Source organism: Chryseobacterium sp. R2A-55 (genome assembly GCF_021401085.1).
GTDB lineage: Bacteria > Bacteroidota > Bacteroidia > Flavobacteriales > Weeksellaceae > Kaistella.
The window spans coordinates 26698-52532 of record NZ_JACBFP010000008.1; the positions used below are offsets into that span (position 1 = coordinate 26698).

Annotated in this window: 26 protein-coding genes and 1 tRNA gene; 18 read left to right on the forward strand and 9 right to left on the reverse strand. The window is 40.1% G+C overall.

Annotated elements, in window-relative coordinates:
* Positions 1-37: 37 nt before the first annotated feature.
* The 3 genes from L0951_RS09540 to trxB form a co-directional block, all read right to left on the reverse strand.
* Positions 38-122, reverse strand: a tRNA-Ser gene (locus tag L0951_RS09540).
* Positions 123-230: 108 nt separating this feature from the next.
* Positions 231-596, reverse strand: coding sequence for a fluoride efflux transporter CrcB (crcB, locus tag L0951_RS09545; protein ID WP_234111138.1), 366 nt, complete (start codon positions 594-596; stop codon positions 231-233).
* Positions 597-643: 47 nt separating this feature from the next.
* Entirely contained in the window at positions 644-1585 is a 942-nt protein-coding gene (gene trxB, locus L0951_RS09550) for a thioredoxin-disulfide reductase (protein WP_234111009.1), read from the reverse strand.
* 225 nt (positions 1586-1810) lie between these two features.
* Between trxB and L0951_RS09555 the strand changes: the two genes are divergently transcribed.
* The 11 genes from L0951_RS09555 (at position 1811) to tpiA (ending at position 12139) form a co-directional block, all read left to right on the forward strand.
* On the forward strand, positions 1811-3241 hold the full coding sequence (locus tag L0951_RS09555) for a TonB-dependent receptor (RefSeq protein ID WP_410686443.1): 1431 nt from the start codon (positions 1811-1813) through the stop codon (positions 3239-3241).
* A 33-nt stretch (positions 3242-3274) separates the two neighbouring features.
* Complete coding sequence (locus L0951_RS09560; RefSeq protein ID WP_234111010.1) at positions 3275-3724, forward strand: GAF domain-containing protein; 450 nt, start codon at positions 3275-3277, stop codon at positions 3722-3724.
* A 104-nt stretch (positions 3725-3828) separates the two neighbouring features.
* The gene (locus L0951_RS09565) at positions 3829-4566 is read left to right on the forward strand and encodes a shikimate dehydrogenase family protein (protein WP_234111011.1); all 738 of its coding nucleotides are present in this window, start codon (positions 3829-3831) and stop codon (positions 4564-4566) included.
* 295 nt (positions 4567-4861) lie between these two features.
* The gene (locus L0951_RS09570; protein WP_234111141.1) at positions 4862-6724 is read left to right on the forward strand and encodes a DUF349 domain-containing protein; all 1863 of its coding nucleotides are present in this window, start codon (positions 4862-4864) and stop codon (positions 6722-6724) included.
* A 68-nt stretch (positions 6725-6792) separates the two neighbouring features.
* Entirely contained in the window at positions 6793-7389 is a 597-nt protein-coding gene (locus tag L0951_RS09575; protein WP_234111012.1) for a hypothetical protein, read from the forward strand.
* 63 nt (positions 7390-7452) lie between these two features.
* Positions 7453-8487: a bifunctional diaminohydroxyphosphoribosylaminopyrimidine deaminase/5-amino-6-(5-phosphoribosylamino)uracil reductase RibD gene (gene ribD / locus L0951_RS09580; RefSeq protein ID WP_262908488.1), complete on the forward strand. Its 1035-nt coding sequence runs from the start codon at positions 7453-7455 to the stop codon at positions 8485-8487.
* 52 nt (positions 8488-8539) lie between these two features.
* Positions 8540-9142: an IMPACT family protein gene (locus L0951_RS09585; RefSeq protein ID WP_234111013.1), complete on the forward strand. Its 603-nt coding sequence runs from the start codon at positions 8540-8542 to the stop codon at positions 9140-9142.
* Positions 9143-9222: 80 nt separating this feature from the next.
* Positions 9223-9786, forward strand: coding sequence for a DUF1599 domain-containing protein (locus L0951_RS09590; protein WP_234111014.1), 564 nt, complete (start codon positions 9223-9225; stop codon positions 9784-9786).
* A gap of 45 nt (positions 9787-9831) precedes the next feature.
* The gene (locus L0951_RS09595; protein WP_234111015.1) at positions 9832-10914 is read left to right on the forward strand and encodes a BT_3928 family protein; all 1083 of its coding nucleotides are present in this window, start codon (positions 9832-9834) and stop codon (positions 10912-10914) included.
* A gap of 28 nt (positions 10915-10942) precedes the next feature.
* A complete protein-coding gene (locus L0951_RS09600; protein WP_234111016.1) occupies positions 10943-11293 on the forward strand; it encodes a TerB family tellurite resistance protein in 351 nt (116 codons plus the stop codon).
* Between the two features lie 84 nt (positions 11294-11377).
* Positions 11378-12139 (forward strand): triose-phosphate isomerase, encoded by a 762-nt coding sequence (tpiA, locus tag L0951_RS09605; RefSeq protein WP_234111017.1) that lies wholly within the window; start codon positions 11378-11380, stop codon positions 12137-12139.
* A gap of 101 nt (positions 12140-12240) precedes the next feature.
* Here tpiA and clpP read toward each other — a convergent pair whose 3' ends face one another.
* The 3 genes from clpP to L0951_RS09620 form a co-directional block, all read right to left on the reverse strand.
* Complete coding sequence (clpP, locus tag L0951_RS09610; protein ID WP_234111018.1) at positions 12241-12918, reverse strand: ATP-dependent Clp endopeptidase proteolytic subunit ClpP; 678 nt, start codon at positions 12916-12918, stop codon at positions 12241-12243.
* Positions 12919-13046: 128 nt separating this feature from the next.
* Complete coding sequence (dnaG, locus tag L0951_RS09615; RefSeq protein WP_234111019.1) at positions 13047-14972, reverse strand: DNA primase; 1926 nt, start codon at positions 14970-14972, stop codon at positions 13047-13049.
* A gap of 105 nt (positions 14973-15077) precedes the next feature.
* Positions 15078-15806: a T9SS type A sorting domain-containing protein gene (locus tag L0951_RS09620; protein ID WP_234111020.1), complete on the reverse strand. Its 729-nt coding sequence runs from the start codon at positions 15804-15806 to the stop codon at positions 15078-15080.
* A 283-nt stretch (positions 15807-16089) separates the two neighbouring features.
* Between L0951_RS09620 and L0951_RS09625 the strand changes: the two genes are divergently transcribed.
* From L0951_RS09625 to L0951_RS09650, 6 genes are all read left to right on the forward strand, one after another.
* Positions 16090-17091, forward strand: a complete 1002-nt coding sequence (locus tag L0951_RS09625) for an isoaspartyl peptidase/L-asparaginase family protein (protein ID WP_234111021.1) — start codon at positions 16090-16092, stop codon at positions 17089-17091.
* 129 nt (positions 17092-17220) lie between these two features.
* On the forward strand, positions 17221-17628 hold the full coding sequence (gene tsaE / locus L0951_RS09630; protein WP_234111022.1) for a tRNA (adenosine(37)-N6)-threonylcarbamoyltransferase complex ATPase subunit type 1 TsaE: 408 nt from the start codon (positions 17221-17223) through the stop codon (positions 17626-17628).
* An 89-nt stretch (positions 17629-17717) separates the two neighbouring features.
* Positions 17718-18911: an alanine dehydrogenase gene (locus L0951_RS09635; RefSeq protein ID WP_234111023.1), complete on the forward strand. Its 1194-nt coding sequence runs from the start codon at positions 17718-17720 to the stop codon at positions 18909-18911.
* Positions 18912-19283 carry a hypothetical protein gene (locus L0951_RS09640; RefSeq protein ID WP_234111024.1) on the forward strand — a complete coding sequence of 124 codons (372 nt, stop codon included), beginning with the start codon at positions 18912-18914 and terminating at the stop codon, positions 19281-19283.
* Between the two features lie 48 nt (positions 19284-19331).
* A complete protein-coding gene (locus tag L0951_RS09645; RefSeq protein ID WP_234111025.1) occupies positions 19332-20174 on the forward strand; it encodes a prephenate dehydrogenase in 843 nt (280 codons plus the stop codon).
* Between the two features lie 60 nt (positions 20175-20234).
* Positions 20235-21581, forward strand: a complete 1347-nt coding sequence (locus L0951_RS09650) for a phage tail sheath family protein (protein ID WP_234111026.1) — start codon at positions 20235-20237, stop codon at positions 21579-21581.
* 19 nt (positions 21582-21600) lie between these two features.
* Here L0951_RS09650 and L0951_RS09655 read toward each other — a convergent pair whose 3' ends face one another.
* From L0951_RS09655 to L0951_RS09665, 3 genes are all read right to left on the reverse strand, one after another.
* Positions 21601-23019 carry an L-serine ammonia-lyase gene (locus tag L0951_RS09655; RefSeq protein ID WP_234111027.1) on the reverse strand — a complete coding sequence of 473 codons (1419 nt, stop codon included), beginning with the start codon at positions 23017-23019 and terminating at the stop codon, positions 21601-21603.
* A gap of 110 nt (positions 23020-23129) precedes the next feature.
* Positions 23130-23777 carry an alpha/beta hydrolase gene (locus tag L0951_RS09660; RefSeq protein WP_234111028.1) on the reverse strand — a complete coding sequence of 216 codons (648 nt, stop codon included), beginning with the start codon at positions 23775-23777 and terminating at the stop codon, positions 23130-23132.
* Positions 23778-23836: 59 nt separating this feature from the next.
* A complete protein-coding gene (locus L0951_RS09665; protein WP_234111029.1) occupies positions 23837-24412 on the reverse strand; it encodes a YceI family protein in 576 nt (191 codons plus the stop codon).
* 172 nt (positions 24413-24584) lie between these two features.
* Between L0951_RS09665 and fsa the strand changes: the two genes are divergently transcribed.
* Positions 24585-25241, forward strand: a complete 657-nt coding sequence (gene fsa, locus L0951_RS09670) for a fructose-6-phosphate aldolase (RefSeq protein ID WP_234111030.1) — start codon at positions 24585-24587, stop codon at positions 25239-25241.
* The last annotated feature ends 594 nt before the right edge of the window (positions 25242-25835 follow it).

A 25835-nucleotide genomic window follows, 5' to 3' on the forward strand; every position in this document is an offset into this window, starting at 1 on the left:
CAAAATCCCTATAAACACTTGTTTATAGGGATTTTTGCGGAGGAACAGGGATTCGAACCCCGGGACCTGTTACAGTCAACAGTTTTCAAGACTGCCGCAATCGACCACTCTGCCATTCCTCCAGAAAAATGATTTCTCATTTTCAGTGGTGCAAATATAAAACTGTTTTATATTCTGACCAAATTAATTTTTATAAAAAGGGATAAAGTCCTATTTATCAAAAGAAAAAGTTAATTTTTTGAAAAATTCAGCCCTAAATATACGGCCAGGAATCCTAAAATAATGCTTAATAAAATATACAAAACCAAAATTCCATAATTCCCGCTCTGCCAAAGCGAAACATTTTCTGACGAAAATGTAGAAAATGTGGTGAACCCTCCACAGAATCCGCCAATCAAAAGGAACTTCAAATGATTATCAAATTTCATAAAATACGAGGTGAAAACACCAATGAGAAAACATCCCATGATGTTCACCAGAAAAGTCCCCATCGGAAACGAACTGATATTCCAAAGCTTTTGGGTATAATTCGAAATCAGGAAACGAAGTACACTTCCGAATCCACCGCCTAGAAATATGTATAGAATCGCTTTTATTCTTTATTTTTTGATGTGTTTTATCTCACTGAACCATTCGCTTGTCGCTATGCCAGTTCAGCCAGGTATTTTTCGGCATCCATTGCGGACATACAGCCGCTTCCAGCCGCGGTAATCGCTTGACGGTAAATGTGGTCCTGAACGTCGCCTGCAGCAAAAACTCCCGGTAGATTGGTTCTGCTTGAACCGGGAACCGTTTTAATGTACCCATTTTCATCAAGGTCGATTTGGCCTTTGAAAATGTGGGTATTTGGTTGATGACCGATCGCAATGAAGATTCCGTGGACCTCTATTTTAGAGGTTTCCTGAGTTTGATTATTGAATACCATTCCTCTTTCTACCATTGCGTTTTCGCCTTCAATTCCGATGAGCTCATGGTTGAATTTCACTTCTATATTCGGAGTATTTTGTACCCGGTGAATCATCGCTTTTGAGGCGCGGAAATGGTCTTTGCGAACGAGCATCGTCACTTTTGAACAAAGCTTGGCGAGATACGTTGCTTCTTCAGCAGCGGTATCTCCTGCTCCCACCACGATGACTTCTTTGCCTTTGTAGAAAAACCCATCACAGGTTGCACACGCCGAAACTCCTCCTCCCGCATATTTCTTCTCATCATCCAAACCCAGATATTTTGCAGTAGCACCGGTGGAGATAATCACGGATTTTGCCAGAATTTCTTTGTTTCCTGCCCAAAGTTTGTGGATTCCTCCCACTTCGGCAGAAAATTCTGCTTTGGTAATCATTTCGTAATGAACTTTTGTGTCAAATCTTTCGGCCTGTTTTTGCAAGTCCATCATCATCTGAGGACCGGTAACACCGTCCGGATATCCCGGAAAATTATCTACTTCCGTAGTGGTGGTGAGCTGTCCTCCCGGTTCCAGACCTGTATAAAGTTCCGGCTTCAAATCGGCTCTCGCCGCATAAATAGCCGCCGTAAATCCCGAAGGACCAGATCCGATGATGACGCAATCTAAAATATTTTGTTCCATTAATATGAGTTGATTTTAAAAATGATATTAAGATGGACAAAAATCGGGATTTTATTTTGGTTGTGGAATTATTTCATGATGAATTTCATCAATGATCGGCATCCCATCAAATTATGGCGCTCAGAAATATTCAAAATATAACATTTATCAATAAGCTACCCCTAAAATGCTGCCTGAAAATTCCCTAAATATTCGTATTTTTGCACAAAAGAAGTTATTCAAGTGATTAATCAAAAATTAACTCCGAAGCAGAAAGCTTTAGCGATCAATTTAGATTCAAATATATACGGAACTTTTGCCGAAATTGGAGCCGGACAGGAAACCGTGCGCCATTTTTTCCGAGCAGGCGGCGCATCAAAAACCATCGCGAAAGCAATGTCGGCTTATGATAAAGATTTCAGTGATGCGATCTACGGAAAGGAACCCAGAAACAGATACGTCACCCAAAACCGTTTGCGCAAAATGTTGCGATATGAAGTGGCTCTGATTGAGGAAAGACTTTGCAGAGACAATTTCCCCGGTAGAAAATTTTTTTCCTACGCAAACACGGTCACTACCATCAATTTTGACAAGACCTTGAAAGGTCACGGCTGGGTTGGCTTAAGATTTCAACTGGATGAAAATCAAGATTATAACGAAATTGTTCTCCATGTAAAATTTAATGAGAACGATGCGACCCTTCAGCAGGAAACCCTCGGAAGTTTGGGGGTGAATCTGATTTACGGCGCATTCAATTTTTCAGACAATCCGAGAAAACTGATCGAATCACTTTATGACGATATATCCACGGACAATGTGGAAATCGACATGATTGATTTCAGCGGTCCGGATTTCGCTTATGTTGACAATCGCCTGATGAGCCTTCAACTGGTGAAAAACGGAATGACCGACGCAGTGATTTTCAATTCTCAGGGAAACAATATGCTTCCGGCAGATGTGCTTTACAAGAAAAATATTTTTGCGATTCGCGGCAGTTTCAGACCTGTAACTTTGGTCAATACCGATATGTTTGTGAAAGGGCTTGAAATGTTCAAAAAAGATTGGGGTTTTGCAGACGATTCAGAAACTGAAGTTTTATTCGAAATCACAATCTCCAATCTGCGAGCTTCCGGAGCAATCGATGAAAGAGATTTCCTGGACAGAGTGGATGTTTTGGCGAAATTAGGCTACACCGTAATCATCTCCAATTTCTCAGAATATTACCGATTAATTGATTATTTTGCCAATTACACTGCAGGAAAGATCGGGGTTTCAATGGGTGTGAACAACCTGCTGGACGTTTTCGATGAGAACTATTACAAAAATCTTTCCGGCGGAATCTTAGAGGCATTTGGGAAATTTTTCCGACAGGATATGAGGGTTTACCTTTATCCTTACAAAGATCCGGAAACCCATGAGCTGCTCACTTCAAATAATCTGAAAGTGAACGATAATCTGAAGGAACTTTACAAATATTTCAAACTCAACAACAGAATTGTAGACATTAAAAACTACAACCCTGATTATTCAGAAATATACTCCAGGGAAATTCTCTCCAAAATCGCAAATCACGAGGAAGGATGGGAATTACAGCTTCCTTTTGGAGTGGCAGAAATGATCAAGGAACGGGGAATGTTCGGATACAAGGAGGAACTCAAATTGAAAGAGTTCTCCTAAAAAAATCCCTGTCAAAACTTTAAATATTTTAAAATGTCAGAAATAAAAAAGAGACTTTTGTCCATCATTGAAAGTCCAAACCATCATACAGACACCAAACTTCTGAAAATTTGTCAGCTTTTGGACCAGGAAATTCCCTATTTCAACTGGACCGGATTTTATTTTAAGAACGGTGACAAAGAGGAACTGATCCTTGGACCCTATGTGGGAGCGGAAACAGACCATAAAATTATTCCGTTCGGAAAAGGAATTTGCGGACAGGTTGCCGTTTCCAATGAAACTTTCGTAGTTCCAGATGTACACGAGCAAGAAAATTATCTGAGCTGCTCGATCGATACCAAAGCAGAAATAGTGGTTCCCATCATTAAGAACGGTGAAAATATCGGACAGATCGACATAGACTCCCATTCTTTGAATCCATTCACAAAGGAGGACCGCGAAATGTTGGAATGGCTTTGCGAAGAAATAGCGCATATTCTGTAAGCATTTTCTTTGATATGAATTCGAAAAAAATTAAAATCAGAATTCATTACATAAATCATCTCAAGAGATCGGAAAATCACCGGTCTTTTTTCTATTTTTGAACTATGGAAACACCAATAAAATTAGGAATCATCGGGAAAAACATTTCCTATTCTTTTTCCAAAAAATATTTCGAGAACAAGTTTCAGAATTTGATGCTGAAAAATTATACTTACGAAATTTTTGACCTAGACGACATTTCCGAAGTGGAAAACATTTTCAAAATTCCAAATCTCGTGGGTTTAAATGTGACGATTCCCTACAAGGAAAAAGTGATTCCGTACTTGGATGAACTCAGCGACGAAGCGCAAAAAATGGGTGCAGTGAACTGCATCGTCATTAAAAATAACATCAAAAAAGGATTCAATACGGACGCGGTTGGTTTCGAGAAAACCCTGCTTTTACACCGGAAAGATTTCCACCACTCCGCATTGATTTTAGGAAATGGTGGCGCTGCAAAAGCGGTAAAATATGTGTTGGAAAAACATCAGATTCCCTACAGAACTGTGGCAAGAAAGCATGAGCTCAATTTTGAAAACCTTACCAAAGAAATCGTTGCCGCTCACGAACTGATTATTCAATGCACACCGGTAGGAACTTTCCCCAATGTGAATGACTGCCTCGATTTTCCTTTCGATGCACTCACTGAAAAACATCTGATCATCGACTTGATTTACAACCCAAATTATACCGCCTTCATTAAAAATGCATCAAAAAAAGGAGCAAAAACTGCCAATGGATTCTATATGCTGGAACAGCAGGCTGAAAAAAATTGGGAAATTTGGAATTTTCCAAAAAAATAGGTTAAATTAGTGCACTTTTTATGGGCAAAAAACAACAAGAACCGTTTGCCTTTTAATTAAAAAAATGTATGCCATGATTACAGAAGATTCAATCTCTGACCACAATGAAAAAAAACCAATTTCAGAAGAGGTTTCAAATGAAAATAATCCCATCATTAGTGAATTTCCGCACTCCGAAAACCAAGAAGTGACCGAAATTGATGAAATCCCCGAAAAGCAACCCGCCGAGCAATCGGCAGCGGATTATGAAGCGGATGGTGAATCCCCGAATTCCAAAATGATTCCGGAGGAGAACATGCTTCCTGAAATAGAAACAAGCAAGGCAAGCGAAGAAAATCCAGAACCGGACGAAGACCAAGCCAAACATAAAGCTTTGGACAGCGAAAAATCAGATTTGACTGTAGAAGAGCAGGTAACTTTGGAAACAGACCTTGAAAAAACTGAAGATGCAGAATCACACGAAGGACATGATGAAGAATTGAATAAAGTAGCCTTACTTACCTTGCCCGAAATTTTGCAGGAAATGGAATCCATCATCAACAAAGAAAATGCAGGAGCCCAATACCGAAAATTCAATCAGTTGAAAGATCAGGCAAACCGACATATTCTTGAGGAGACAGACGAAAAGAAAGCTGAGTTTGTAGGATCTGGAAATCCTGAAGAAACTTTCAACTTCGAGCATCCATCGGCATCAAGACTTCACGGATTGATCAATATTTTTCGTGAAAAAAATGACCAATACAACAAAAAGCAGGAAGAAAATCACGGAAAAAACCTGGAAGAAAGACAAAACATCATCGAGAAGCTGAAAAATCTCTATACCAATACTGAAGTGGGAACGAATCTTTTCAGAGCAATCCGTGAGATTAAAGAGGAATGGAAAAATGCAGGCCAGGTTGCAAAATCAGAATTTAAACTGCTGAACAACAACTACTTCCACCATCTGAACCAGTTCTATCAAATGCTCGATATGAACAAGGAATATTTGGAACAGGAATACACGCACAACCTGGAAAAAAGGCAGCACATCATCGAGCGGGCAAAAGAACTGGAAAAGGAATCCTCTGTGCAAAAAGCCCTGAACGAACTACAATATCTGCATAAACTTTGGCGAGAAGAAGCTGAACCGGTAGCGGAAGAATTCCGGGAAAAAACATGGGAAGAGTTCAAGGAGATTTCCAACAGAATCCATGAAAGAAAAGGCGAACTTTCTGAACAGATGGAAAAGGAACAAGCCGAAAACCTGGAAAAGAAAAACAAAATCATCCAGGAAATCCAAAGCATCACTTCGCCGGAAAAAGCACCCAACCATAATTATTGGCAAAATGCCATCAAAAAAATCGAGGAACTGAGAACCGAATTCCTGAAATTAGGATCTGTTCCCAGAAAAGTATCCAACCAAAACTGGAATGAGTTCAAGACCCATTTAAGAAATTTCAACTCCGCGAAAAATGAGTTTTACAAAGGGCTGAAAAACGCCCAGCAAACCAATTTGGACGAAAAGCTGAAACTCATTCAAACCGCAAAAGACAACATGCTTTCCGAAGACTGGGAAACCATAGTTCCACTATTCAAAAAACTACAGGAAGACTGGAAAAAAATCGGGCATGTTCCTAGAAGCATGACCAACAAAGTTTGGGATGATTTCCGGGAAGCCTGCAATACTTTCTTCAACAATTACCGGGAAAAAAACAATGCGGTCAACGACAATTGGAAGGAAAATTACAAACATAAAAAGCAACTTCTGGATGAATTGAAGGAAATCGGTGACGAAGAAGGAAGTGTAGAGAAAATTGAAGAAATCAAGAACAAATGGAATGCGATTGGTAAAGTGCCAAGAGAAAAAATCTCCATCAATTCAGAGTTTAATAAAGCATTAAAGGAAAAACTCAGACTCAATAAGATCAGTGAATACGACCTGAAAGAGGAAGGACTTTCTGAAAACCAGCTTACTGACAAGGCCCGAAAAATCAAAAATCAAATTTCAGATCTCGAAGCCGAAATCAGCAAACTGGAAAACAACCTTGCTTTCTTCAGCAATTCCACCAGAGATAACCCTCTATTGAAAGATACTTTTGATAAAATCGACGAGAAAAAATCTCACCTCGAAAATATGAAGCAGAGTCTGCACCAGATTCTTGCCGGTGAAAATCAATAATCTTAACCCTCCAGAAAGTCGCAAAAGAACTAACTTTTGTGGCTTTTTGTTTATAATCCGAAATAATTATGTTAAAAAAAATCTTCCTTTTAGTTATTTTTAGCACATTGAGCTTATTCAATGCCCAGGAAAAAGATTTGCTGAACGTTCCAAATCCAATTGATTTTAATGGAACTGAATTTTATCTGATCCGGGCTGAACAACGGTCCAAAACCCTCTTCCAACAACAATATCTTCCGAAAGATGAAGAGATGGAGAAATTCAATCAGATCTTTGAATACACCTTTTTGAACAAAGAAATTGACATTGAACTTGCAGTCCGCCAAAAAGTGGAAATGGTTCAGGCCAAGCAAAAGGAGGATAAATATGCCAAGGTAAACGTAACGGAAAGTCCCGATGGATCAGAATTTATCGTTGATTATTACATTTCCGAAGCCCCTGCAAACGGAGAGCCATTCGTGGAATATGATATTTTCAGGTTCAAGAAATATGACAATGGAACCCAGAAAAGCTTCCTCATTCTAAATTATGGAAAAAGAATTTATGGCGATATGAAATCTGCGCTGAAAATCCTTTCCAAACAAAGGGATCCTTTGATGACCTCAATGATTGAATATAAAATACCGGAAATTAAAATACAGACTGCGGCAAACGGAACCAAATAGATGGGTTTTGCAGCTGATTTTTTGCAAGATCACGCGAATTTCTTAAACTTTTAAAATATCATTTTGTCAACCGACGAATTCTACATGCAGCGCTGCATTGAGCTTGCGCAGAAAGCACTGGGAAAAACCTATCCAAATCCTTTGGTGGGAAGTGTGATTGTTCATGACGGCAAAATTATTGGTGAAGGTTATCACCAAAAAGCCGGTGAAAACCACGCCGAAATCAATGCCATCAATTCAGTGAAAAAGACTGAAATGCTGAGAGATTCCACGATTTATGTTTCGCTGGAACCCTGCTCGCATTATGGAAAAACACCGCCATGCGCAAAAAAAATCGTGGATGTGGGTTTCAAAAAAGTGGTGATTGGAGCATTGGATCCGCATGAAAAAGTAAACGGAAACGGAAAAAGAATCATCGAAAACGCAGGAATTCAAGTTGTTTCGGGAATTTTGGAAAAAAAATGTATCGAATTGAACAAAAGGTTTTTCACCTTTCATCAGAAAAAACGTCCGTTCATCCTCCTGAAATGGGCACAATCTGCAGATGGTTTTATGGATAAAGATTTCAAACCTTATCAAATCGGAAATCCTTTGAGCAAGCAGTTCGTACATCAGTTACGAAGTGAGGAACATTCGATTTTAGTTGGAACCAGAACTGCACTTGGCGATAACCCAAGTTTGACGACCCGCGAAATAATAGGCAGAAATCCGGTAAGAATCCTGATTGATCCTGATTTTATCGTTCCACGGGATTTCCGCATCTATAATGATGAGGCCGAAACCATCATCCTCAATTCAAAGAAGGATTCGGTGGAAGGAAATCTGAAATTCGTTAAAATCGAGCGGGAGCATTTTTTGGAAGAAGCGATGCAAAAACTTCATGAACATCAGATTCAATCGGTTTTGGTGGAAGGTGGAAGTTACACTTTAAAACAGTTCATCGATTTGGATTTCTGGGATGAAGCCCAAATAACCGTCAATGAGAATTTGGTTCTGAAAAATGGAACCAAAGCACCTACTTTACCATTTGATCCTGTTGATTGTAAACAATTCAGAGACAACAAAATTTTCAATTTCAGAAACAGATTTTTTCAATAGTTTCTTTTGAGGAGGTCTCAGAAAATATCCCTTTTAATGTTACCGATATCCAATGCAGTTCGAATTTCAAACCATTAAATCTCCCATTGAAAACATCCTTCTGAAAGAAAAAGGAAGCAAATTCATCGGCTACGCATTTCCTGTACATGACGAAGATGAGCTGAAGAAATCTTTGGAAAAAATCCGCGAAAAACATCCAAAAGCGACTCATCACTGTTATGCATTTCGACTGGGAATTAATGGCGAAAATTACCGTGCAAATGATGATGGCGAACCCAACGGAAGTGCAGGATTGCCCATTTACAACCAACTTCTTGCCAATAATCTCACCAACATTTTACTGGTCGTGGTGAGATATTACGGCGGCACAAAACTAGGAGTTTCGGGATTGGTAAAAGCATACAAAGAATCGGCAAAACTCACCCTGGATGAAGCCGAAATCGTCACCAAAGAACTGGAAACACAGATTGAAATCAAATTCCATTTTGAACAACAAAACGTTATTTTTACTTTGCTGAATAAATTCGGCGCAAAAATTATGGATTTCGTTTCCGATGAAGACTGCAGAATTTATGCGAACATCAGGTTGGCCGAAAAAGAGCAAATTGCCGCGCAATTATCAGAGATGCAGCATGTTACTTTCAATTTCACATAAGACACAGAAAGCAGGAGTTTTCAATTTTGCATACTGCTTTTTTCAGCCCAAATCCTTATCTTTGAAACATTAAGAAAATTATGAACAGAACGTCATTACAGTTTGATGAAGTCATTTTAAAATGCCGTGCGCTTTTTGAAAAAAAGTTCTACGACTATGGATCTTCCTTTAGAATTTTACGCACCTCATCAGTTACGGATCAAATCTATATCAAAGTAAAACGCCTGGTCACCTTGCAGACTTCCGAAGTGCAAAAAGTGGATGATGAGAATGAAGAAGACTGCTTCATTGCGATTGTAAACTATTCTATCATCGGGTTAATCCAGCTGGAAAAGGGAACATCTGAAAGTCTGGAGGAAAACCCGGATTCCACAATGCAGCTATACGACCATTTTGCCAAGGAGGCCAAAGAACTGATGATGCGCAAAAACCACGATTACGGTGAAGCATGGCGGATCATGCGGGTAACTTCCATCACCGATTTAATTTACCAGAAGGTTTTGCGTGTGAAAAACATCGAAGACAGACAGGGAAAACTCCTGGTTTCCGAGGGTTTGGACGCCAATTATTATGACATCCTGAACTATGCCGTTTTCTCCTTAATCAAGATTGGGGAAGAGCATGTGGAATTGGAGGGAAATTGATCTGAAATTAAATTTGAAAGACAGAATAATTTTTTTGAAACCATTATGAAACATTTTTTAAGAGTTGTTATTGCCCTGATTTTCATCGCTTCCGGTTTTGTGAAAGCTGTAGATGCAGTGGGATTTTCCTTTAAATTGGAAGAATATTTTTCGCCTTCAGTTTTTAATATGTCTTTTTTTGAAAAACAGGCACTTCCGATTGCAATCATCGTGGTGGCGTTTGAACTTATTTTTGGATTCATGCTTCTGCTGAAAATCCGTTTAAGACTCACACTTTCAGTTTTGATCACCTTATGCGTTTTTTTCGCGTTTCTCACATTTTATTCCGCCTACTTCAATGTGGTAACCGATTGTGGATGTTTTGGAGATGCCCTGAAATTCACTCCATGGCAAAGCTTCTGGAAAGATATCGCACTTCTTTTGGGACTTTTAATTTTATGGAGACTTTATCGTAAAAATTTCAATGATGAAAGTAAAGGAAGAGCGAAAAACATTGCATTGCTTTTATTTATGATCGCATTGGGAATGGTCACTGCGCATGGGATCAAACACGAGCCGCTCATCGATTTCAGAGATTATAAGATTGGAACCGACTTAATTTCCGAAAAGGAGAAAATTGAAAAAAATCCCTCAGAATACAAAACATTCTATTCGCTGAAAAATGAAAAAACCGGCGAGATGATCGACGTGAATCAGGATGATTATGTGAACAACGAAGAATACTGGAAGGAAGGTTCACCGTGGAAAATCCAGGAAGGAAAAACCAGTTCAAAGATCGTGAAGCAAGGCTATTCGTCCGAAATTATGAAATTTAAACCGGAAAGCTTAGAGGGAATCGATTTGACCCATGATATTTTGGCGGCTCCAAAAGCAGTTCTCCTTTTTTCTTACGATCCGAAAAATGCGGACAGGAACACTTTAGAAAAAACCGAAAAACTGCTCCAGGCAAAAAAAGACATCTTTGTTTTGGGAGTGTCAAATGATCCCACTACCTTCACACGCATTCCGAAAGCCATGATGGATGGAACTGCCATCAAAACCATTGCCAGAAGCAATCCGTTCGTGCTTATATTGGAAAGAGGAAAAATCACCGATAAAATACCGGCAGCAGATTATCTGAACAAATAAATTTTCAAAAATCAAAAAATACCGCTTTATGCAAAAATCAAATAAATCAATCGCAGGCTATCACCTTTTAATGATCTTATCTTCTGTGGACGGGGAATTTGCGCCGGAAGAAGGAATGAAAATCCAGGAATATCTGAGGGAAGAATTCCCGTTCAAAATCAACCTGGACAATGAACTGGAAATGATTGCGCTGCTGCAGCCGGAAGATTGGAAAGACCACTTTGAGTTCCACGCAAGATGTTTCCACGAAGATTCCACTGAAAAGGAGCGTCTGGACTTCATCCAGTTCGCCAAATCATTAATCAAAGCTGATGAAGAAGTCACCGACAGGGAACACCAGTTCTATAAACTGCTGAAAAATATTTGGGGCCTCTCTTGAGCAATGAAATTTTGAGGAAAGCAGCAAAAAATTGACGTAAAATCCTACAACTTAAATAATTTGAAAATCTAATAAGGAAGTTTTATGAGAAAAAATATCGTGGCAGGAAACTGGAAAATGAACAAGGACGTGATCGATGCTCAGCAACTCATGTTTCAGATCTTGGAATACAAAAAAAATAATCCCACAAACTGTGAAGTCTGGATTGCACCACCATCCCTCTACTTGATGATGGCAAAAGATCTTTATGAAAATGATGAAGTGGGCGTTTTCTCTCAGGACATCAGCGAACATGAAAGCGGTGCATACACCGGTGAAATTTCCGCATCCATGCTGGAATCCATCGACGCGACCGGTTCCATCATCGGACATTCCGAAAGAAGACAGTACCACGGAGAAACGGATTCACATTGTAACAGAAAAATCAAAATTGCACTGGATAAAGGATTGATCCCGATCTACTGCAACGGTGAAACTTTGGAGCAAAGAAAATCCGGCCAACATTTGGAGGTGGTGAAAAACCAGACCGAAGTTGCCCTGTTCACACTTTCTGCTGATGAAATTAAGAAAGTAGTGATTGCTTACGAACCGGTGTGGGCAATCGGAACCGGCGAAACTGCCACTCAGGAACAAGCGCAGGAAATCCACGCACACATCAGAAACCTCATCGCAGACAAATACGGAAAAGAGGTCGCAGACGAAATCTCCATTCTATACGGCGGTTCTGTGAAACCAGACAATGCCAAAGAAATCTTTTCGCAACCGGATATTGATGGCGGTTTGATTGGAGGTGCCGCCCTGAAAATTGAAGATTTTTCGAAGATCATCGAAGGCTTTAATTCTTGATCATGAGCAATTGAACATAAAAATGCGCCTCCAGTCGGGGCGCATTTTATCATAATACGGGTCTCTTTTTCTTTGGCCTACAGATTCCGGAGCTCTATTTTTCAGTTTTTTCTCTCCAAAACTTCGTCCACCATTCCAAAATCTTTGGCTTCAGACGAAGTCATCCAATAATCACGGTCTGAACTCTTTTCAACCCATTCATAGGTTTGTCCGGAATGATGCGCAATGATGTCATATAATTCCTGTTTCAATTTCAACATTTCCCGCAGGTTAATCTCCATATCAGAAGCTACTCCCTGTGCACCGCCGGAAGGTTGGTGAATCATCACTCTGGAGTGCTTCAGTGCCGAACGTTTTCCCTTTTCACCGGCCACCAAAAGAACAGCACCCATTGAAGCGGCCATTCCTGTACAAATTGTGGCAACATCTGGTTTGATGATCTGCATGGTGTCATAGATTCCCAATCCGGCATAAACGCTTCCGCCAGGTGAATTAATATAGATCTGAATATCTTTCGACGAATCTGAACTTTCCAGGAAAAGCAACTGCGCAGTCACAATATTCGCAACCTGATCATCAATTCCTGTTCCCAGGAAAATGATTCTGTCCATCATCAACCGGGAAAAGACGTCCATTTGAGCCACATTCAAACGTCTTTCTTCCATAATATACGGCGTAAGATTGGTCGGGTTAAACATTCCCATATACTGATCGGTGACCAACCCACTATTTCCTAAATGTTTTACAGAGAAATCTCTGAAATCTTTTTTTATGTCCATTGCTTATTTTTTTTAAATTCTAAAATTCGTAATTGTTTCCTATCTTTTCCCGATGTCTTCGGACTTTCTTCTCCCTTTCTTCCACCTTCACTCAAACAATATTCCATAACCAAAAATCCGACAATCTGTCACAAAATCCGGTACAGTCTTTCGTCCAACTGCTTCCTGAGCTGGTTCAGCAAAATGATTTTCCGATAGGTTTCATCGTTATTTTCTGTCTCAGATAATCCGGCCTTCATATCATTGACGATTTTCAGGATATATTCCCTTTTATGCCGGAAAATCACATCCTGCACAATTTTCGGGAGCACCTCTTCTTCCTTGCTGAAAAAAATTTGATGTTTCGCCCAATCACTGGTTTCATAAGGCTCCACTAAAGCATCTGCAACTTTTCCGGTAATGTCTTCATCCATCAAAGTTTTGAAGAAATCTCCGGACCGAAGCTGGTTTTCGGAAATCCCGGATTTTATCTCTTCAATTATTTTTTGGTTTAATGGTGATTGTATTTCATAAGAATCCTCTTCCAAATGTGCGATAATTTCCTCAATCACCGTGATTTGAAAGGCTTGGTCTTCTTCATCTTTCCGGTCCAGAACGCGGTCTCCGTATTTCAGCATCAGTTCCACCAACTTCTCCTCCAGAATCAACAATGGATTTAAGGTTTCGAAAACATCGGCAACTTTTTCCAATCTCACTTCATTCGCTGCTGTTTGCCTTTGCTGCGGGGAAACCTGCTGGTTTTTGATCTGTTTCTGAACATTCAGCTCATTAAAAAGAGACTGCTCCGAAAGTCCAAAACGGTTGGAAATTTCCTTTAAATAGACCTCCTGTTTCAGGGCATTGGTTACAAACGCAACCGATTTCACGATATCCCGGATTGCTTCTGCCTTTTTGATCGGGTCTTCTGCCGCTTCTTTCAATAAGACTTCAGCTTTAAAGTCGATGAAATCACGAGCTTCGGTTTTGATGAAATTTTCCACAAACTCCTGAGTATGTTTCCTGGAAAAAGAATCTGGATCATCACCATCAGGAAAAAGCAGAATCCTGATGTTCATAGATTCCGAAAGCAACATATCAATGCTTCTGAAACTCGCCTTGATTCCTGCTGAATCTCCATCAAAAAGAATGGTGACATTTTCCGTGAGTCGCTTGATCAACTTGATTTGTTCCACCGTCAAAGCTGTACCGGAGCTGGAAACCACGTTTTCAATTCCGGCTTGGTGAAGCGCGATCACATCCATATAACCTTCGACCAAAAGACAGAGGTTGTTTTTGGAGATGGACTGCTTGCTCTGGTTTAATCCATAAAGAACATTGGATTTATGATAGATTTCGGTTTCCGGAGAATTGAGGTATTTTGCAGTTTTAATGTTGTTTTTAAGAATTCGTGCGCCAAATCCCAAAACCCGGCCCGAAAAACTGTGAATAGGGAAAATCACCCTTTCTCTAAAACGATCAACTCCCTGCGGAGCATGCTCAGGAAAAATTGACAGTCCCGATTTTTCCAAAATATCCCTGGAATATCCTTTCTCCAAAGCAAATTCCGTAAATGCATTTTTCTGTTCCGGCGAGTAACCCAGCTGAAATTTCCTGATGATTTCGTCACGCAGTTCTCTTTCCTTGAAATAGGAATAACCGATTGTCCTTCCCTCCTCTGTTTCAAAAAGCTGGTTCTGAAAAAAATCATTGGCGATTTCATGGATTTTATAGAGCAGTTCTTTATCTGTTTGCTGCTGCTTTTCTTCTTCGGTATATTCGCGCTTATCTTCTTCAATTTCGATTCCGTACTTTTTTGCAGCATGCCGAAGTGCTTCCGGATAGGTGAAATTCTCGATTTCCATTAAAAAAGAAATCGCCGTCCCGCCTTTTCCAGAAGAGAAATCCTTCCATATCTGCTTACTGGGAGAAACGATGAAACTCGGCGTTTTCTCATCATGAAAAGGACTCAAACCTTTGAAATTAGAGCCGGCTCTTTTGAGCTGCACATATTCACCAACGATTTCTTCCACACGGATCGTGGAAAAAATTTTGTCGATGGTCGCTTTAGAAATCATGCTGTAAAAATAGGAAATAAGTTTTTTAAAATCGCTTCAGGATTGATTTTAAAAACGAAAAACCCTCCAAAACCTGAAGGGCCTATTTATGTTTTCATCAAGCGCTTAAGACTTGATAAATTTCTTCGTTGCCGTGACTCCCGCTCTGTCTGTGTATTCAATGATATAACTTCCAGGCTTCAGGTTTTCTACCGAAATTCTGTTGCCGGAAACCTCCATTTTCTGGAGAATTTTTCCGCTCATATCATAAATTGCTGTAGAAATTACAGGGCTTTCAGACTTGAAGTTCAGCTCTTTCAGCACAGGATTCGGATAAATCGCAGAACCACTCACTTTCACTGAATTTTCGGTTGCCAGATTGATTGCGGTTACATTTAAAGTATAGGGAACCGTTTGCGGACTTGGCCAGGAGGAAATATAAATATAATATTTCTGTCCATAAGTCACTGGGAAATTGTCGATGGTCAATGTTTTGGAAGTGGGACTTGTTGCACAGGCTGCATAATTAACTCCGATATTCGCACAGTCCGTATAAACGAACATTCCTGTCCAAGCCACTGCATTGGGAATTTCGATCTTGATAGAACCATCAGAAGGAGCGGTCCAGGAATAGATTACATCATTTCCTCCGTGATAATAATTTCCAAAAGTGGTGGAGACACATGCAGGACTTGTGGAAGTGGGCGGATCGTAATTATCCGCATAATTTGCAGTATTGTCCGTGGTGGTAAACGGCAAAGTGGTGATCACAATAGGATTGGTACATAAACTACCGGTTTGCGAGAAACCATAAGCGCCAAGCAGCAAACTGGCAAAAAGATAAAATTTTTTCATTGACTTTTGATTTTAAGGTTCATTAACAAAAGTATTAAATAATTCAATTACTTTCAATAATCTGACCCTTTTTTTATAAGATATAATTTCATAATAAGCATTTCTTTGGATTAACCCACTTTAAAAATTCCCAATTAAACAATGCTATGATGATTTCAATGAAGTTTGTTGTCCAAATATCTGAATGGTGATTTTAGGGACTTCCTCTGGAAAATGGAATGCTTTACACCCAATAAATTCAGTCTGTCACAGAATAATGACTAATTTTGAAAAAAATTCAGCAATGAAAAAAATCATTCTTACCTTTTCCGTTTTGGTTGCCACACTGGTTTACGCACAAAAGAAATATGTGATGGTCATTCACGGCGGCGCGGGAACGATCACCAAAGAAAACATGACTCCAGACAAGGAAAAAGCCTATCGCGAAAAATTAACGGAAGCACTGAAAACGGGATATTCGGAAATCCAAAAGGGAAAACCCTCGATTGATGCGGTCGTTTCTGCAATCGTGGTGATGGAAGATTCGCCACTTTTCAATGCAGGAAAAGGAGCAGTTTTCACAGCAGACGGAAAAAACGAAATGGATGCATCCATCATGTTTGGGAAGGACAAATCCGCAGGTGCAGTGGCAGGAGTTCACACCATTAAGAACCCGATTAAAGCAGCAATTGCAGTGATGCAAAAATCGGAACATGTAATGCTTGCCGGAACCGGGGCGGAACTTTTCGCGAAAGAGCAGGGACTGGAAATCGTGGACCCAAAATATTTCTGGACTAAAGACAGATGGGATGGATTGCAAAGAGCAAAACAGAAGGAAATAGAGAAAAACAAGAAAACCTCCCAAAATAGCTTGCCCGATTCCTACTCCATCGACCAGAAATTTGGGACCGTCGGTGCGGTGGCATTAGACAAAAACGGGAACATCACTGCCGGAACTTCTACGGGTGGAATGACCAACAAAAAATTTGGCAGAATCGGTGATTCCCCCATTATAGGAGCGGGAACTTACGCCAATTCGCAGGTTGGGATTTCGGGAACCGGATGGGGAGAATATTTCATCCGCTCCACCGCTGCCAGAACCGTAGCCGCCAAAATGGAATATCAAAATAAAGACGTAAAAACCGCAGCACAGGAGGCGATTGACGAGATAGAAAAAATGGGTGGTGACGGTGGTTTAATTGCTTTAGATAAAGACGGAAATATGGCAATGTCCTTCAATACCGCGGGAATGTATCGCGGAGCGGTTACCGAAAACGGTGAGATCGAAATTGAAATTTACAGGTAGAAAGATGGAAGACAGAGACTTTGAGACTCGAATTTCAAACAAAAGAAATACATTGCCCAATTTTTCTAAAGAATATTTCATTTCCAGACCATTGACTTTTTAATTTCCGAAAATCATTAATTTTGCCCAATGCAATTTAAAATCAACAAAATAGAGGAATGGCAAAACGTGATCGAAGAAATCCTGCCGCAACTTCAGCATAACATCCTCTTATTAAAGGGAAATCTCGGTGCGGGAAAGACTACTTTCACTCAATTTTTGCTTAAAAATCTGGGCAGTGAAGATGAAGTTTCCTCTCCTACTTATGCGATTGTGAACGAATACCATTCGCCGAAAGGAAATATTTTCCATTTCGATTTGTACCGGATGAAGAACATCAATGAGGTTTATGACATCGGGATGGAAGAATATTTAGATAATGCGTTTCTCTGCATTATTGAGTGGCCCGAAATTTACGAGCAGGAACTGGCTGATTTACCCCACCACGAAATGACCATCGAGACTTCCGGAAACGAACGAACAGTAGATTTCAGTTAGTTGGCTCTTTGTCAATAAACAAATCATTGTATCTTTGTGAAACCAAAATCGATGATTGTTTCCCGGAGCAATCATCATTATATTTAAAAATGAGTCATACACAAATATTCACGCCATTTTCAGAGGAAGAATTAATTCCCAAGGAAGAAAAACTGGAAGTGGTGAAGAAAGGAAAGCAGTTCGGAATTGGAATTCCGAAAGAAACCTGCCTTCACGAAAGAAGAACTTGCCTCACTCCTGACGCAGTGCAGGTTTTGGTTGCAAACGGACATCAAATTGTGGTGGAATCCGGCGCCGGGGAAGGTTCATTTTTTACTGATCTGCAGTACTCCGAATCGGGTGCAAAAATCACAAACGATCCCAGAGAAGCGTTTGAGCAAGATTTGGTCTTAAAGATCAATCCTCCAACGACCGAAGAAATAGAATACCTAAAACCAAATACCTACCTGGTTTCTGCATTACAAATCAATTTGCGTGACCAGGAATATTTCAAGAAACTTTCCGAGAAAAAGATCAATGCGATTGCCTTCGAATTTATCGCCGATGACTACAAACAACTTTCATTGGTTCGTTTAATCGGAGAAATTGCGGGAAATATCTCGATCCTCTATGCCGCAGAACTTTTAGCGTTATCCAATGGTTTGATGCTGGGTGGTATTACCGGGGTTCGTCCCACTGAAGTGGTCATTCTTGGTGCAGGAATCGTGGGTGAATTTGCCACAAAAGCTGCTTTAGGACTAGGAGCCAGTGTAAAAGTCTTTGACAATTCACTTTCCAAACTCCGCAGACTCCACATGATGGTGGATGGCAGAGTTCCCACCTCCATCGTGGATCCCAAAGAATTGGCGAAAAGCCTGAAAAGAGCAGACGTGGTTATTGGTGCCTATTCAAAACTGAGTGCTTTCCCAATCATCACTGAAGAAATGGTTGCCCAAATGAAAAAAGGAAGTGTCATCATTGACGTGACCATTGACAATGGAAATGTCATCGAAACTTCGGAACTCACCAGCATGGAAAATCCATATATCATCAAGCACGGAGTCATTCACAGCGGCTTGCCCAACCTCACTTCCAAAATGCCGAGAACGACTACCAAAGCGATTTCCAACTTTTTCTTAAGTTATCTCCTGAACTACGATGAGGAAGGCGGCTTCGAAAATATGCTGGTCCACAAAAACGAAATGAAGCAATCACTGTATATGTACAAAGGCCGTCACACCAAAAAAATCCTTTGCGACCGGTTCGACCTTACTTACCACGATATTAACCTCCTAATCTTTTAAATGAGAAAACTCAGATTTTTCTTAATCGGATTGGTTCCGGGACTACTTTTAACGTTTTTTATCCTTAATAAAAAAGGCGCCAGCTGCAGCGGCTATTTACCGAATTCCAGAGTCATTGCAGAAACTTTGTCTAAAGATTTCCAGTATTCTGAAAGTTTCAAAACAGAAATGGATGCGCACCAAATGAATGAAAAATTTCTCAGAGACAGCATCATCACAAAAGGTGAGATTGATTTCGAAAAGAGTCATGCCCAGAAAAAGCCCTGTCCGGATTACGTTTTAATTTACCCGAAAAAAAATCCAAGGTTTGAAATTTCATATGAGAAATGTGAAAAAGCAACCATTTTTAATACATTCAAAAAGCTTCGATGATCCACCTTTTCCTTATTATTTCTTAATTATTAATTCCTCATTCAAAAAGTGAAAATCACGGTAATTGGCATCGGATTAATTGGCGGCTCCATGGCGCTGAAACTTCGGGAAAGACATTTTGCAGATTATGTTTTCGGGGTAGATTTCAATGAAAAACATTTGGAAGATGCCAAAAAGATAGGAATCATCGATGAAATTTCTTCGCTGGAAAACGCAGTGAAAAATTCTGAACTCATCATCATCGCAATACCGGTTGATGCAACCCGGGAAGTCTTGCCAATAGTTTTAAACTGGGTCAATGACCATCAAACCGTGATGGATGTGGGTTCCACGAAATCCGGAATCGTGGAAGCCGTGAAAAACCACCCGCAAAGAAAACGTTTCGTACCCTTTCACCCTATGTGGGGAACCGAAAATTCCGGCCCGAAATCCGCAACCGCACTGAGTTTTGAAGGAAAGGCAGCGGTCATCTGTAACCCAAATGATTCCGCAGAAAACGCATTAAAATTAGCAAAAGAAGTCGCAAAAAACTTAGATCTGCATCTGCTCTACATGAGCGCGGAAGACCACGACATCCACACTGCATATATTTCACACATCTCACACATCACGTCATATGCTTTGGCCAATACCGTTCTAGAAAAGGAACGCGAAGAAGACACCATTTTTCAGCTCGCAAGTACCGGCTTTTCCAGTACGGTGCGTTTGGCTAAATCACATCCGGAAATGTGGGTGCCGATTTTCAAACAGAATAAGGAAAATGTCTTAGACGTCTTAAATGAACATATTTCCCAGCTCAGAAAATTCAAATCCGCACTGGAAAAAGAAAATTTTGACCTGCTGGAAGAGTTGATCAGAAATGCCAACAGAATCCGGGGCATTTTGAAATAGATCCCAATAAGTTGATTTTGATTAGTTTAAATATTGTATTTTTACTCAAAACTAATCCTCATGGCAAAATGGAATTTTCCCGGTGTTTACATTGACGAAGTAAAAAACAATTTGATTCCCACTGTAAGATCTTTAGAAAATACAGCTGTACTCTTAGGTTATACCGAAAAAAGCCAAAACATTCAGAATATTCCCACTGAAATTCATTCCCTTTTAGAATTTGAAAATTTTTTTGGCAAGGCACAAGCTGAAAAAAACCTGGTCATCCATGATTATTCCGCTTCAGGTATGGATGGTTTAAAGGTGAGTTTCTGTGGCAAAAAGTCAAATCACAACTTATATTATTCTGTGAAACTGTTCTTTGAAAATGGAGGAAACTCTTGCAAGATCGTTTCAGTGGGACTATTCAAAGAAATTGGCGAACCGCTCTCAGCGAACGATTTCAAGATCGGTCTTGACGCTTTGGAAAACGAAAACGGAAACCTTTTGATCGCCGTTCCAGAAAGTCAAAATCTATCGGAAACTGACTTTTATCTCTTACAGCGAAAATTACTTGAATTTTGTGAAAATCATCGCGGATTCGCAATTTTGGATCTTCCGAAAGCCACCGTGCATGATTATCAAAACATCCTCTCTGATTATAGGTTGAAACTTGATTCAAATTCCTTGAAATACGGAGCTTCATTTTTTCCTAACCTCGAAACTGCCTTCAGCTACTGCTATGACGATTCCGAAGTGGAAATCAATAAGAATGGATTTTTTCATCCTTTGAGTTCTTTCACCGATTCCCTGGTTTCCAGGTACAAGTCGGCAATTGATGATTTTTCCGTCAATTTGCCCGCCAGCAGCGCAGTAATGGGAGCAATTATAAAAAATGACGTGGACAGAGGGATTTGGAAAAACCCTGCAAGTGTTGCTTTAAATCAAGTGATAAGGCCAGAAATACCTTTAACTGATAATGAGCAGCAATTATTTATCTTTGACCCATCGGAAAAACCCATCAACTGCATCCGTAATTTTACCGGAAGAGGAAACCTGATCTGGGGAGGCAGAACATTGGCTGGAAATGACAATGAATGGAGATACCTTTCTGTTCGCCGGCTTGCAAACAAAATCGAAAAAGAAATCCAGAATTCCCTCTCTCAATTCTGTATGGAAGAAAATAAAAGCAGTACCTGGTCTAAAATAAAATTAATGACCAGCGATTACCTTTATGGTTTATGGAAATCAGGAGCCTTTATGGGAGTAAAACCAGAATTTGGCTATTTTGTTTCATGCGGCTTAAATGAAACGATGACTGCAACTGATATTGCTGCAGGCCGCCTGATCCTGCAAATTGGAATTGCTCCGCTAAAACCTGCAGAATTCATTATTCTAAATTGCTCCTTATCGACCCCAAAAGCCTAAGATTCTTCGCCCTGACTTATCAGCATTCCGGCACGTTCACGGCAATCGCCAAACCACCTTCAGAGGTTTCCTTGAAACGGTCACTCATGCTTTGCGCAGTATCCCACATGGATTGGATGACTTCGTCTAAAGTTACTCTCGCTTTGGCAGGATCACTTTCCAGTGCGATATTTGCCGCGGTGATTGCCTTCATGGCTCCCATTGAATTTCTTTCGATGCAAGGAATTTGAACCAAACCCCCGATTGGGTCACAGGTCATCCCAAGATGGTGTTCCATGGCAATTTCTGCCGCCATCAGAACCTGGCCGGGAGTTCCGCCCATGATTTCGGTCAAACCTGCTGCAGCCATTGCAGACGATACTCCGATTTCAGCCTGACAACCGCCCATCGCTGCGGAAATAGTCGCATTTTTTTTGAATAAAGTCCCAATTTCTCCCGCCACCAAAATAAACCTGATGATATCATCTTTGGATTGGAATTCGGTAAAAGCCTGGGAATACATTAAAACCGCCGGAATCACGCCACTCGCACCATTGGTCGGCGCAGTGATAATCCTCCCGAAACTTGCGTTTTCCTCATTGACCGCCAATGCAAAAGTGGAAACCCATTTGGTGATATTCGTAAAGGATTCTTCGGCGTCCACCACAAGCCGGAACCATTCGTCAAGGTTTCCATACACTTTATCACCGAGTAATTTTCTGTTCAGACCTGCTGCACGCCGGATCACATTCAAACCACCCGGAAGAATTCCTTCTTTGTTGATTCCCTTGTAGATGCATTCTTTAATTTGATCCCAAATATAGAGCGCTTCCGCTTCGGTTTCTTCCCTGGTTCGCCAGGATTCTTCATTCAGGAAAATCAAATCTGAGATTTTATCCAGACCCAATTTCTGCATATTTCTCAAAACATCGGCACCATTGTGGCACGGATAAAGGGTGCGAATGCAATGATTCTCCATAGAGTTTTCATTCTGCGTGGCAATAAACCCGCCTCCAACAGAGTAATAATCCTGTGAAAGTTCATGACCATCTTTAAAAACAGCCTTGAAAATCATCCCATTCGGATGGTAGTCGAGAGACTTCGATTTATTTAAAATCAAATGCTTTCCATAAACGAAAGGAATCATTTTTTCGCCGCCCAAATGAATTTGGTTTGACGATTTTATTTTTTCAATTTTTTCTTGAATCGTCGTGGTGTCGATCGTTTTGAAATTTTCGCCAGAAAGTCCAAGCATTCCCGCGATATCCGTTCCATGACCAATTCCAGTTTTTGCAAGTGATCCGAAAAACTCCACGAAAACCTCCTTGACATCCTGCAGCTGATTATCGGTCCGGATTTGTTTCAAAAAACTTTCCGCCGCATTCCACGGTCCCATCGTGTGGGAACTTGATGGACCTATTCCTACTTTGATGATTTCAAAAACGCTTATGGATTCCATTGATGTAAAACTGATGCTAATGTTTTCACAAAGATAAACCTAAATAAATTATTGGGTGATGTTTTCGGAAAAATGACCGCCGATTTCGGAAACAATGACGTATCGCACATTTACGAACTGAAAACCTCGGCTAAAATCCGTGAAACCTCTTTGTGTTTGGTCACGGGAAAAAGATGCGTGGCATTTTTTACGATGTATTCCGGTTTTGAATACTTTGCCGGGAAAACGATATCGTGATCCGCCAGAACCTGAATGACTTTTGGATTAATCTCGGTGGATTTCCAGTCAGACATCTGATTGACACACCATTTCAAATAATAGGGATTTCTGATGGTGAAATACTCCATTATTTTTGGATTTTTCGGATCCACCAGTTTTCGGAAAAATGAATAGGATACCGCAGATTTTTCGTTAAAAAGAAATTCAGGCAGATAGCGGGAAATCTTGGTCATTTCACCGAATTTAATCAAGCCCGACATTTCGTTTTTAGATTTAATACTTCCCAGAATCACGATCTTTTCGGCAGGTTTGATCCGGTCGATTTCCTGCACAATCACTCCGCCAAAAGAATATCCCAACAAATAAAACGGTTCGGAATCATCAATTCTGTCTGCCATTTTTTGGACGTAATGATCCAGACTTTCTCCATATTCCGGAATCAACCAATCCAGGAACACCACTTCCAGATTTTCAGGAAAACGGAGCTTTTCCAAAACTTTAAAATCCGCTCCCATTCCACTTATAACATATACTTTCATCTTTAAAAACAAATAAAAGAAATTTTTTCTGCTCCCATATTTGAATGGTTAATCCGGCATTATTGCGCCATGATTTTCACGTTCATCTCCACCTCGTCGGAAATCAGCATATCTTCGAAAATATTGTATTTCAATCCGAAATGCTTTCGGTTAAAGGTGAATTGTGCAGAAGTGATGATGATAGCGCCGTTGCTTTCCACCACCGTTGCCGGGAATAAAATATTTTTGGAAATCCCTTTGATATTAAGGATTCCACCTATCTGGAAACGATTGTTTTTATCCGGAATCTTCTTCACTGATTTGATCTGAAAAACCGCAACCGGAAATTTTTCGGTGTCGAAAAAATCATCACTTTTTAAATGATTTTCCAGAAATTTCTTTTGTTTGGGATTTCCGTTCATGTCTTCTGCATCAACCGTATTCATATCGATGACAAAACTGCCACCGGTCAATTCATTCCCATTAAAAGTAAGATTTCCTGATTTTAATTTCACCGTCCCGAAATGCGACATGGATTCGGTTTTCAATGTTTTATAAGCTTTCCACCGAATTTCCGCGGAAGTGATTTTTCGGGATTGGCTAAAAAGCAAAACCGAAAAGCAGAACAGCGAAACCAGTAAAAATATTTTTCTCATCGGAATAAATTTCAGCAAAGATACCGCTTCATTTCATTTTACAGTTCACTTCCTGGAATTACGTTCCGCTTAAAACATCAGAAAACCTTTGTTTCAAAAATTAAAACTGACCTCCAATTAATTCCGAATTGGAATCCAAAACCTTACCTTTGCACTAAATATTAAGAAGAATATGAAATTTTTTATTGACACGGCCAACCTTGACCAAATCAGAGAAGCACAGGAACTGGGAATTCTGGATGGCGTAACCACCAATCCATCACTGATGGCAAAAGAAGGAATCAGCGGAAAAGAAGCAATTCTGAACCATTACAGAACCATCTGCGAAATCGTGGAAGATGGCGATATTTCTGCGGAAGTTTTAGGGACTACTTATGACGAGATGATTAAGGAAGGCGAAGAGCTCGCTGCAATCCACCCGAATATCGTGGTGAAAATCCCGATGATCAAAGACGGGGTGAAAGCACTGAAATACTTTGCAGATAAAGGAATCAGAACGAACTGTACTTTGATTTTTTCTGCCGGACAGGCTTTGATCGCTGCAAAAGCCGGAGCCAATTACGTGTCTCCTTTCCTCGGAAGATTAGATGACATTTCTGTGGACGGAATGAACCTTATCGAGGAAATCCGGGTGATCTTCGACAACTATATGTTTGATACCGAAATTCTCGCAGCATCCATCCGTTCGCCAATGCACATCATCAACTGTGCGAAAATCGGCGCAGACGTGGTGACTTCACCGCTGGCTTCGATCCTGAACCTATTGAGCCATCCATTGACCGACAAAGGTTTGGCCCAGTTTGTAGCGGATGCCAAAAAAATGGCTTAAAAAACTTAATTGCAGACCGTTTTTTTTATCACCATTGTTTAGAAGGTTATGCCTTTGATGATGGAACAGATTGAATAATTCATGACAAATCGTGCTTATCTAAGCACTATCCAGCATATTTTTTACCATCAGTATTTTCAGATTTCGGTTGTACGATTTTGTCGTACAACTGACTTCTTTCTTTAGTCCGCTTCCTTTTCAGTTTAGACCAATATCTTTTGGGAACACTGCTTCCTGTTAAGATTTTAATGACCTCAAAAACAGATAAATACTGTTTTCCCTATTTCCCGTCCCAGTGTGTTCGAACCTGTTTTTGTTCAAATATTTTCATGTCATTTTATGTGCTGATCTAATCCAGGTCGGAGTAGGAAGGTACCCAAATTAAATTTTGATTGTACCACATTCCAACAAAGTTTTCCGAAACCAACAAGACGAATATTACCAAAATACTCTACTTTTGAGTGTTACCAAGAATGGGAAGGTTATGGGCCAAAAAAAAAAGCAGTCCTTCTGAAAAACTGCTTTGTAACTCTAAATCCTAAAAATGAAATCCTCATAAGAGGATTATTCTTTTGTTGAAAAGCTACCGGAAGT

Bases quoted from the DNA above. Each gene is read 5' to 3' on its own strand.
- trxB (WP_234111009.1), bottom strand. From the start codon at position 1,585: ATGGAACAAAATATTTTAGATTGCGTCATCATCGGATCTGGTCCTTCG.
- L0951_RS09560 (WP_234111010.1), top strand. From the start codon at position 3,275: ATGTCAGAAATAAAAAAGAGACTTTTGTCCATCATTGAAAGTCCAAAC.
- L0951_RS09565 (WP_234111011.1), top strand. From the start codon at position 3,829: ATGGAAACACCAATAAAATTAGGAATCATCGGGAAAAACATTTCCTAT.
- L0951_RS09570 (WP_234111141.1), top strand. From the start codon at position 4,862: ATGCTTCCTGAAATAGAAACAAGCAAGGCAAGCGAAGAAAATCCAGAA.
- L0951_RS09575 (WP_234111012.1), top strand. From the start codon at position 6,793: ATGTTAAAAAAAATCTTCCTTTTAGTTATTTTTAGCACATTGAGCTTA.
- L0951_RS09585 (WP_234111013.1), top strand. From the start codon at position 8,540: ATGCAGTTCGAATTTCAAACCATTAAATCTCCCATTGAAAACATCCTT.
- L0951_RS09590 (WP_234111014.1), top strand. From the start codon at position 9,223: ATGAACAGAACGTCATTACAGTTTGATGAAGTCATTTTAAAATGCCGT.
- L0951_RS09595 (WP_234111015.1), top strand. From the start codon at position 9,832: ATGAAACATTTTTTAAGAGTTGTTATTGCCCTGATTTTCATCGCTTCC.
- L0951_RS09600 (WP_234111016.1), top strand. From the start codon at position 10,943: ATGCAAAAATCAAATAAATCAATCGCAGGCTATCACCTTTTAATGATC.
- tpiA (WP_234111017.1), top strand. From the start codon at position 11,378: ATGAGAAAAAATATCGTGGCAGGAAACTGGAAAATGAACAAGGACGTG.
- clpP (WP_234111018.1), bottom strand. From the start codon at position 12,918: ATGGACATAAAAAAAGATTTCAGAGATTTCTCTGTAAAACATTTAGGA.
- dnaG (WP_234111019.1), bottom strand. From the start codon at position 14,972: ATGATTTCTAAAGCGACCATCGACAAAATTTTTTCCACGATCCGTGTG.
- L0951_RS09620 (WP_234111020.1), bottom strand. From the start codon at position 15,806: ATGAAAAAATTTTATCTTTTTGCCAGTTTGCTGCTTGGCGCTTATGGT.
- L0951_RS09625 (WP_234111021.1), top strand. From the start codon at position 16,090: ATGAAAAAAATCATTCTTACCTTTTCCGTTTTGGTTGCCACACTGGTT.
- tsaE (WP_234111022.1), top strand. From the start codon at position 17,221: ATGCAATTTAAAATCAACAAAATAGAGGAATGGCAAAACGTGATCGAA.
- L0951_RS09635 (WP_234111023.1), top strand. From the start codon at position 17,718: ATGAGTCATACACAAATATTCACGCCATTTTCAGAGGAAGAATTAATT.
- L0951_RS09640 (WP_234111024.1), top strand. From the start codon at position 18,912: ATGAGAAAACTCAGATTTTTCTTAATCGGATTGGTTCCGGGACTACTT.
- L0951_RS09650 (WP_234111026.1), top strand. From the start codon at position 20,235: ATGGCAAAATGGAATTTTCCCGGTGTTTACATTGACGAAGTAAAAAAC.
- L0951_RS09655 (WP_234111027.1), bottom strand. From the start codon at position 23,019: ATGGAATCCATAAGCGTTTTTGAAATCATCAAAGTAGGAATAGGTCCA.
- L0951_RS09660 (WP_234111028.1), bottom strand. From the start codon at position 23,777: ATGAAAGTATATGTTATAAGTGGAATGGGAGCGGATTTTAAAGTTTTG.
- L0951_RS09665 (WP_234111029.1), bottom strand. From the start codon at position 24,412: ATGAGAAAAATATTTTTACTGGTTTCGCTGTTCTGCTTTTCGGTTTTG.
- fsa (WP_234111030.1), top strand. From the start codon at position 24,585: ATGAAATTTTTTATTGACACGGCCAACCTTGACCAAATCAGAGAAGCA.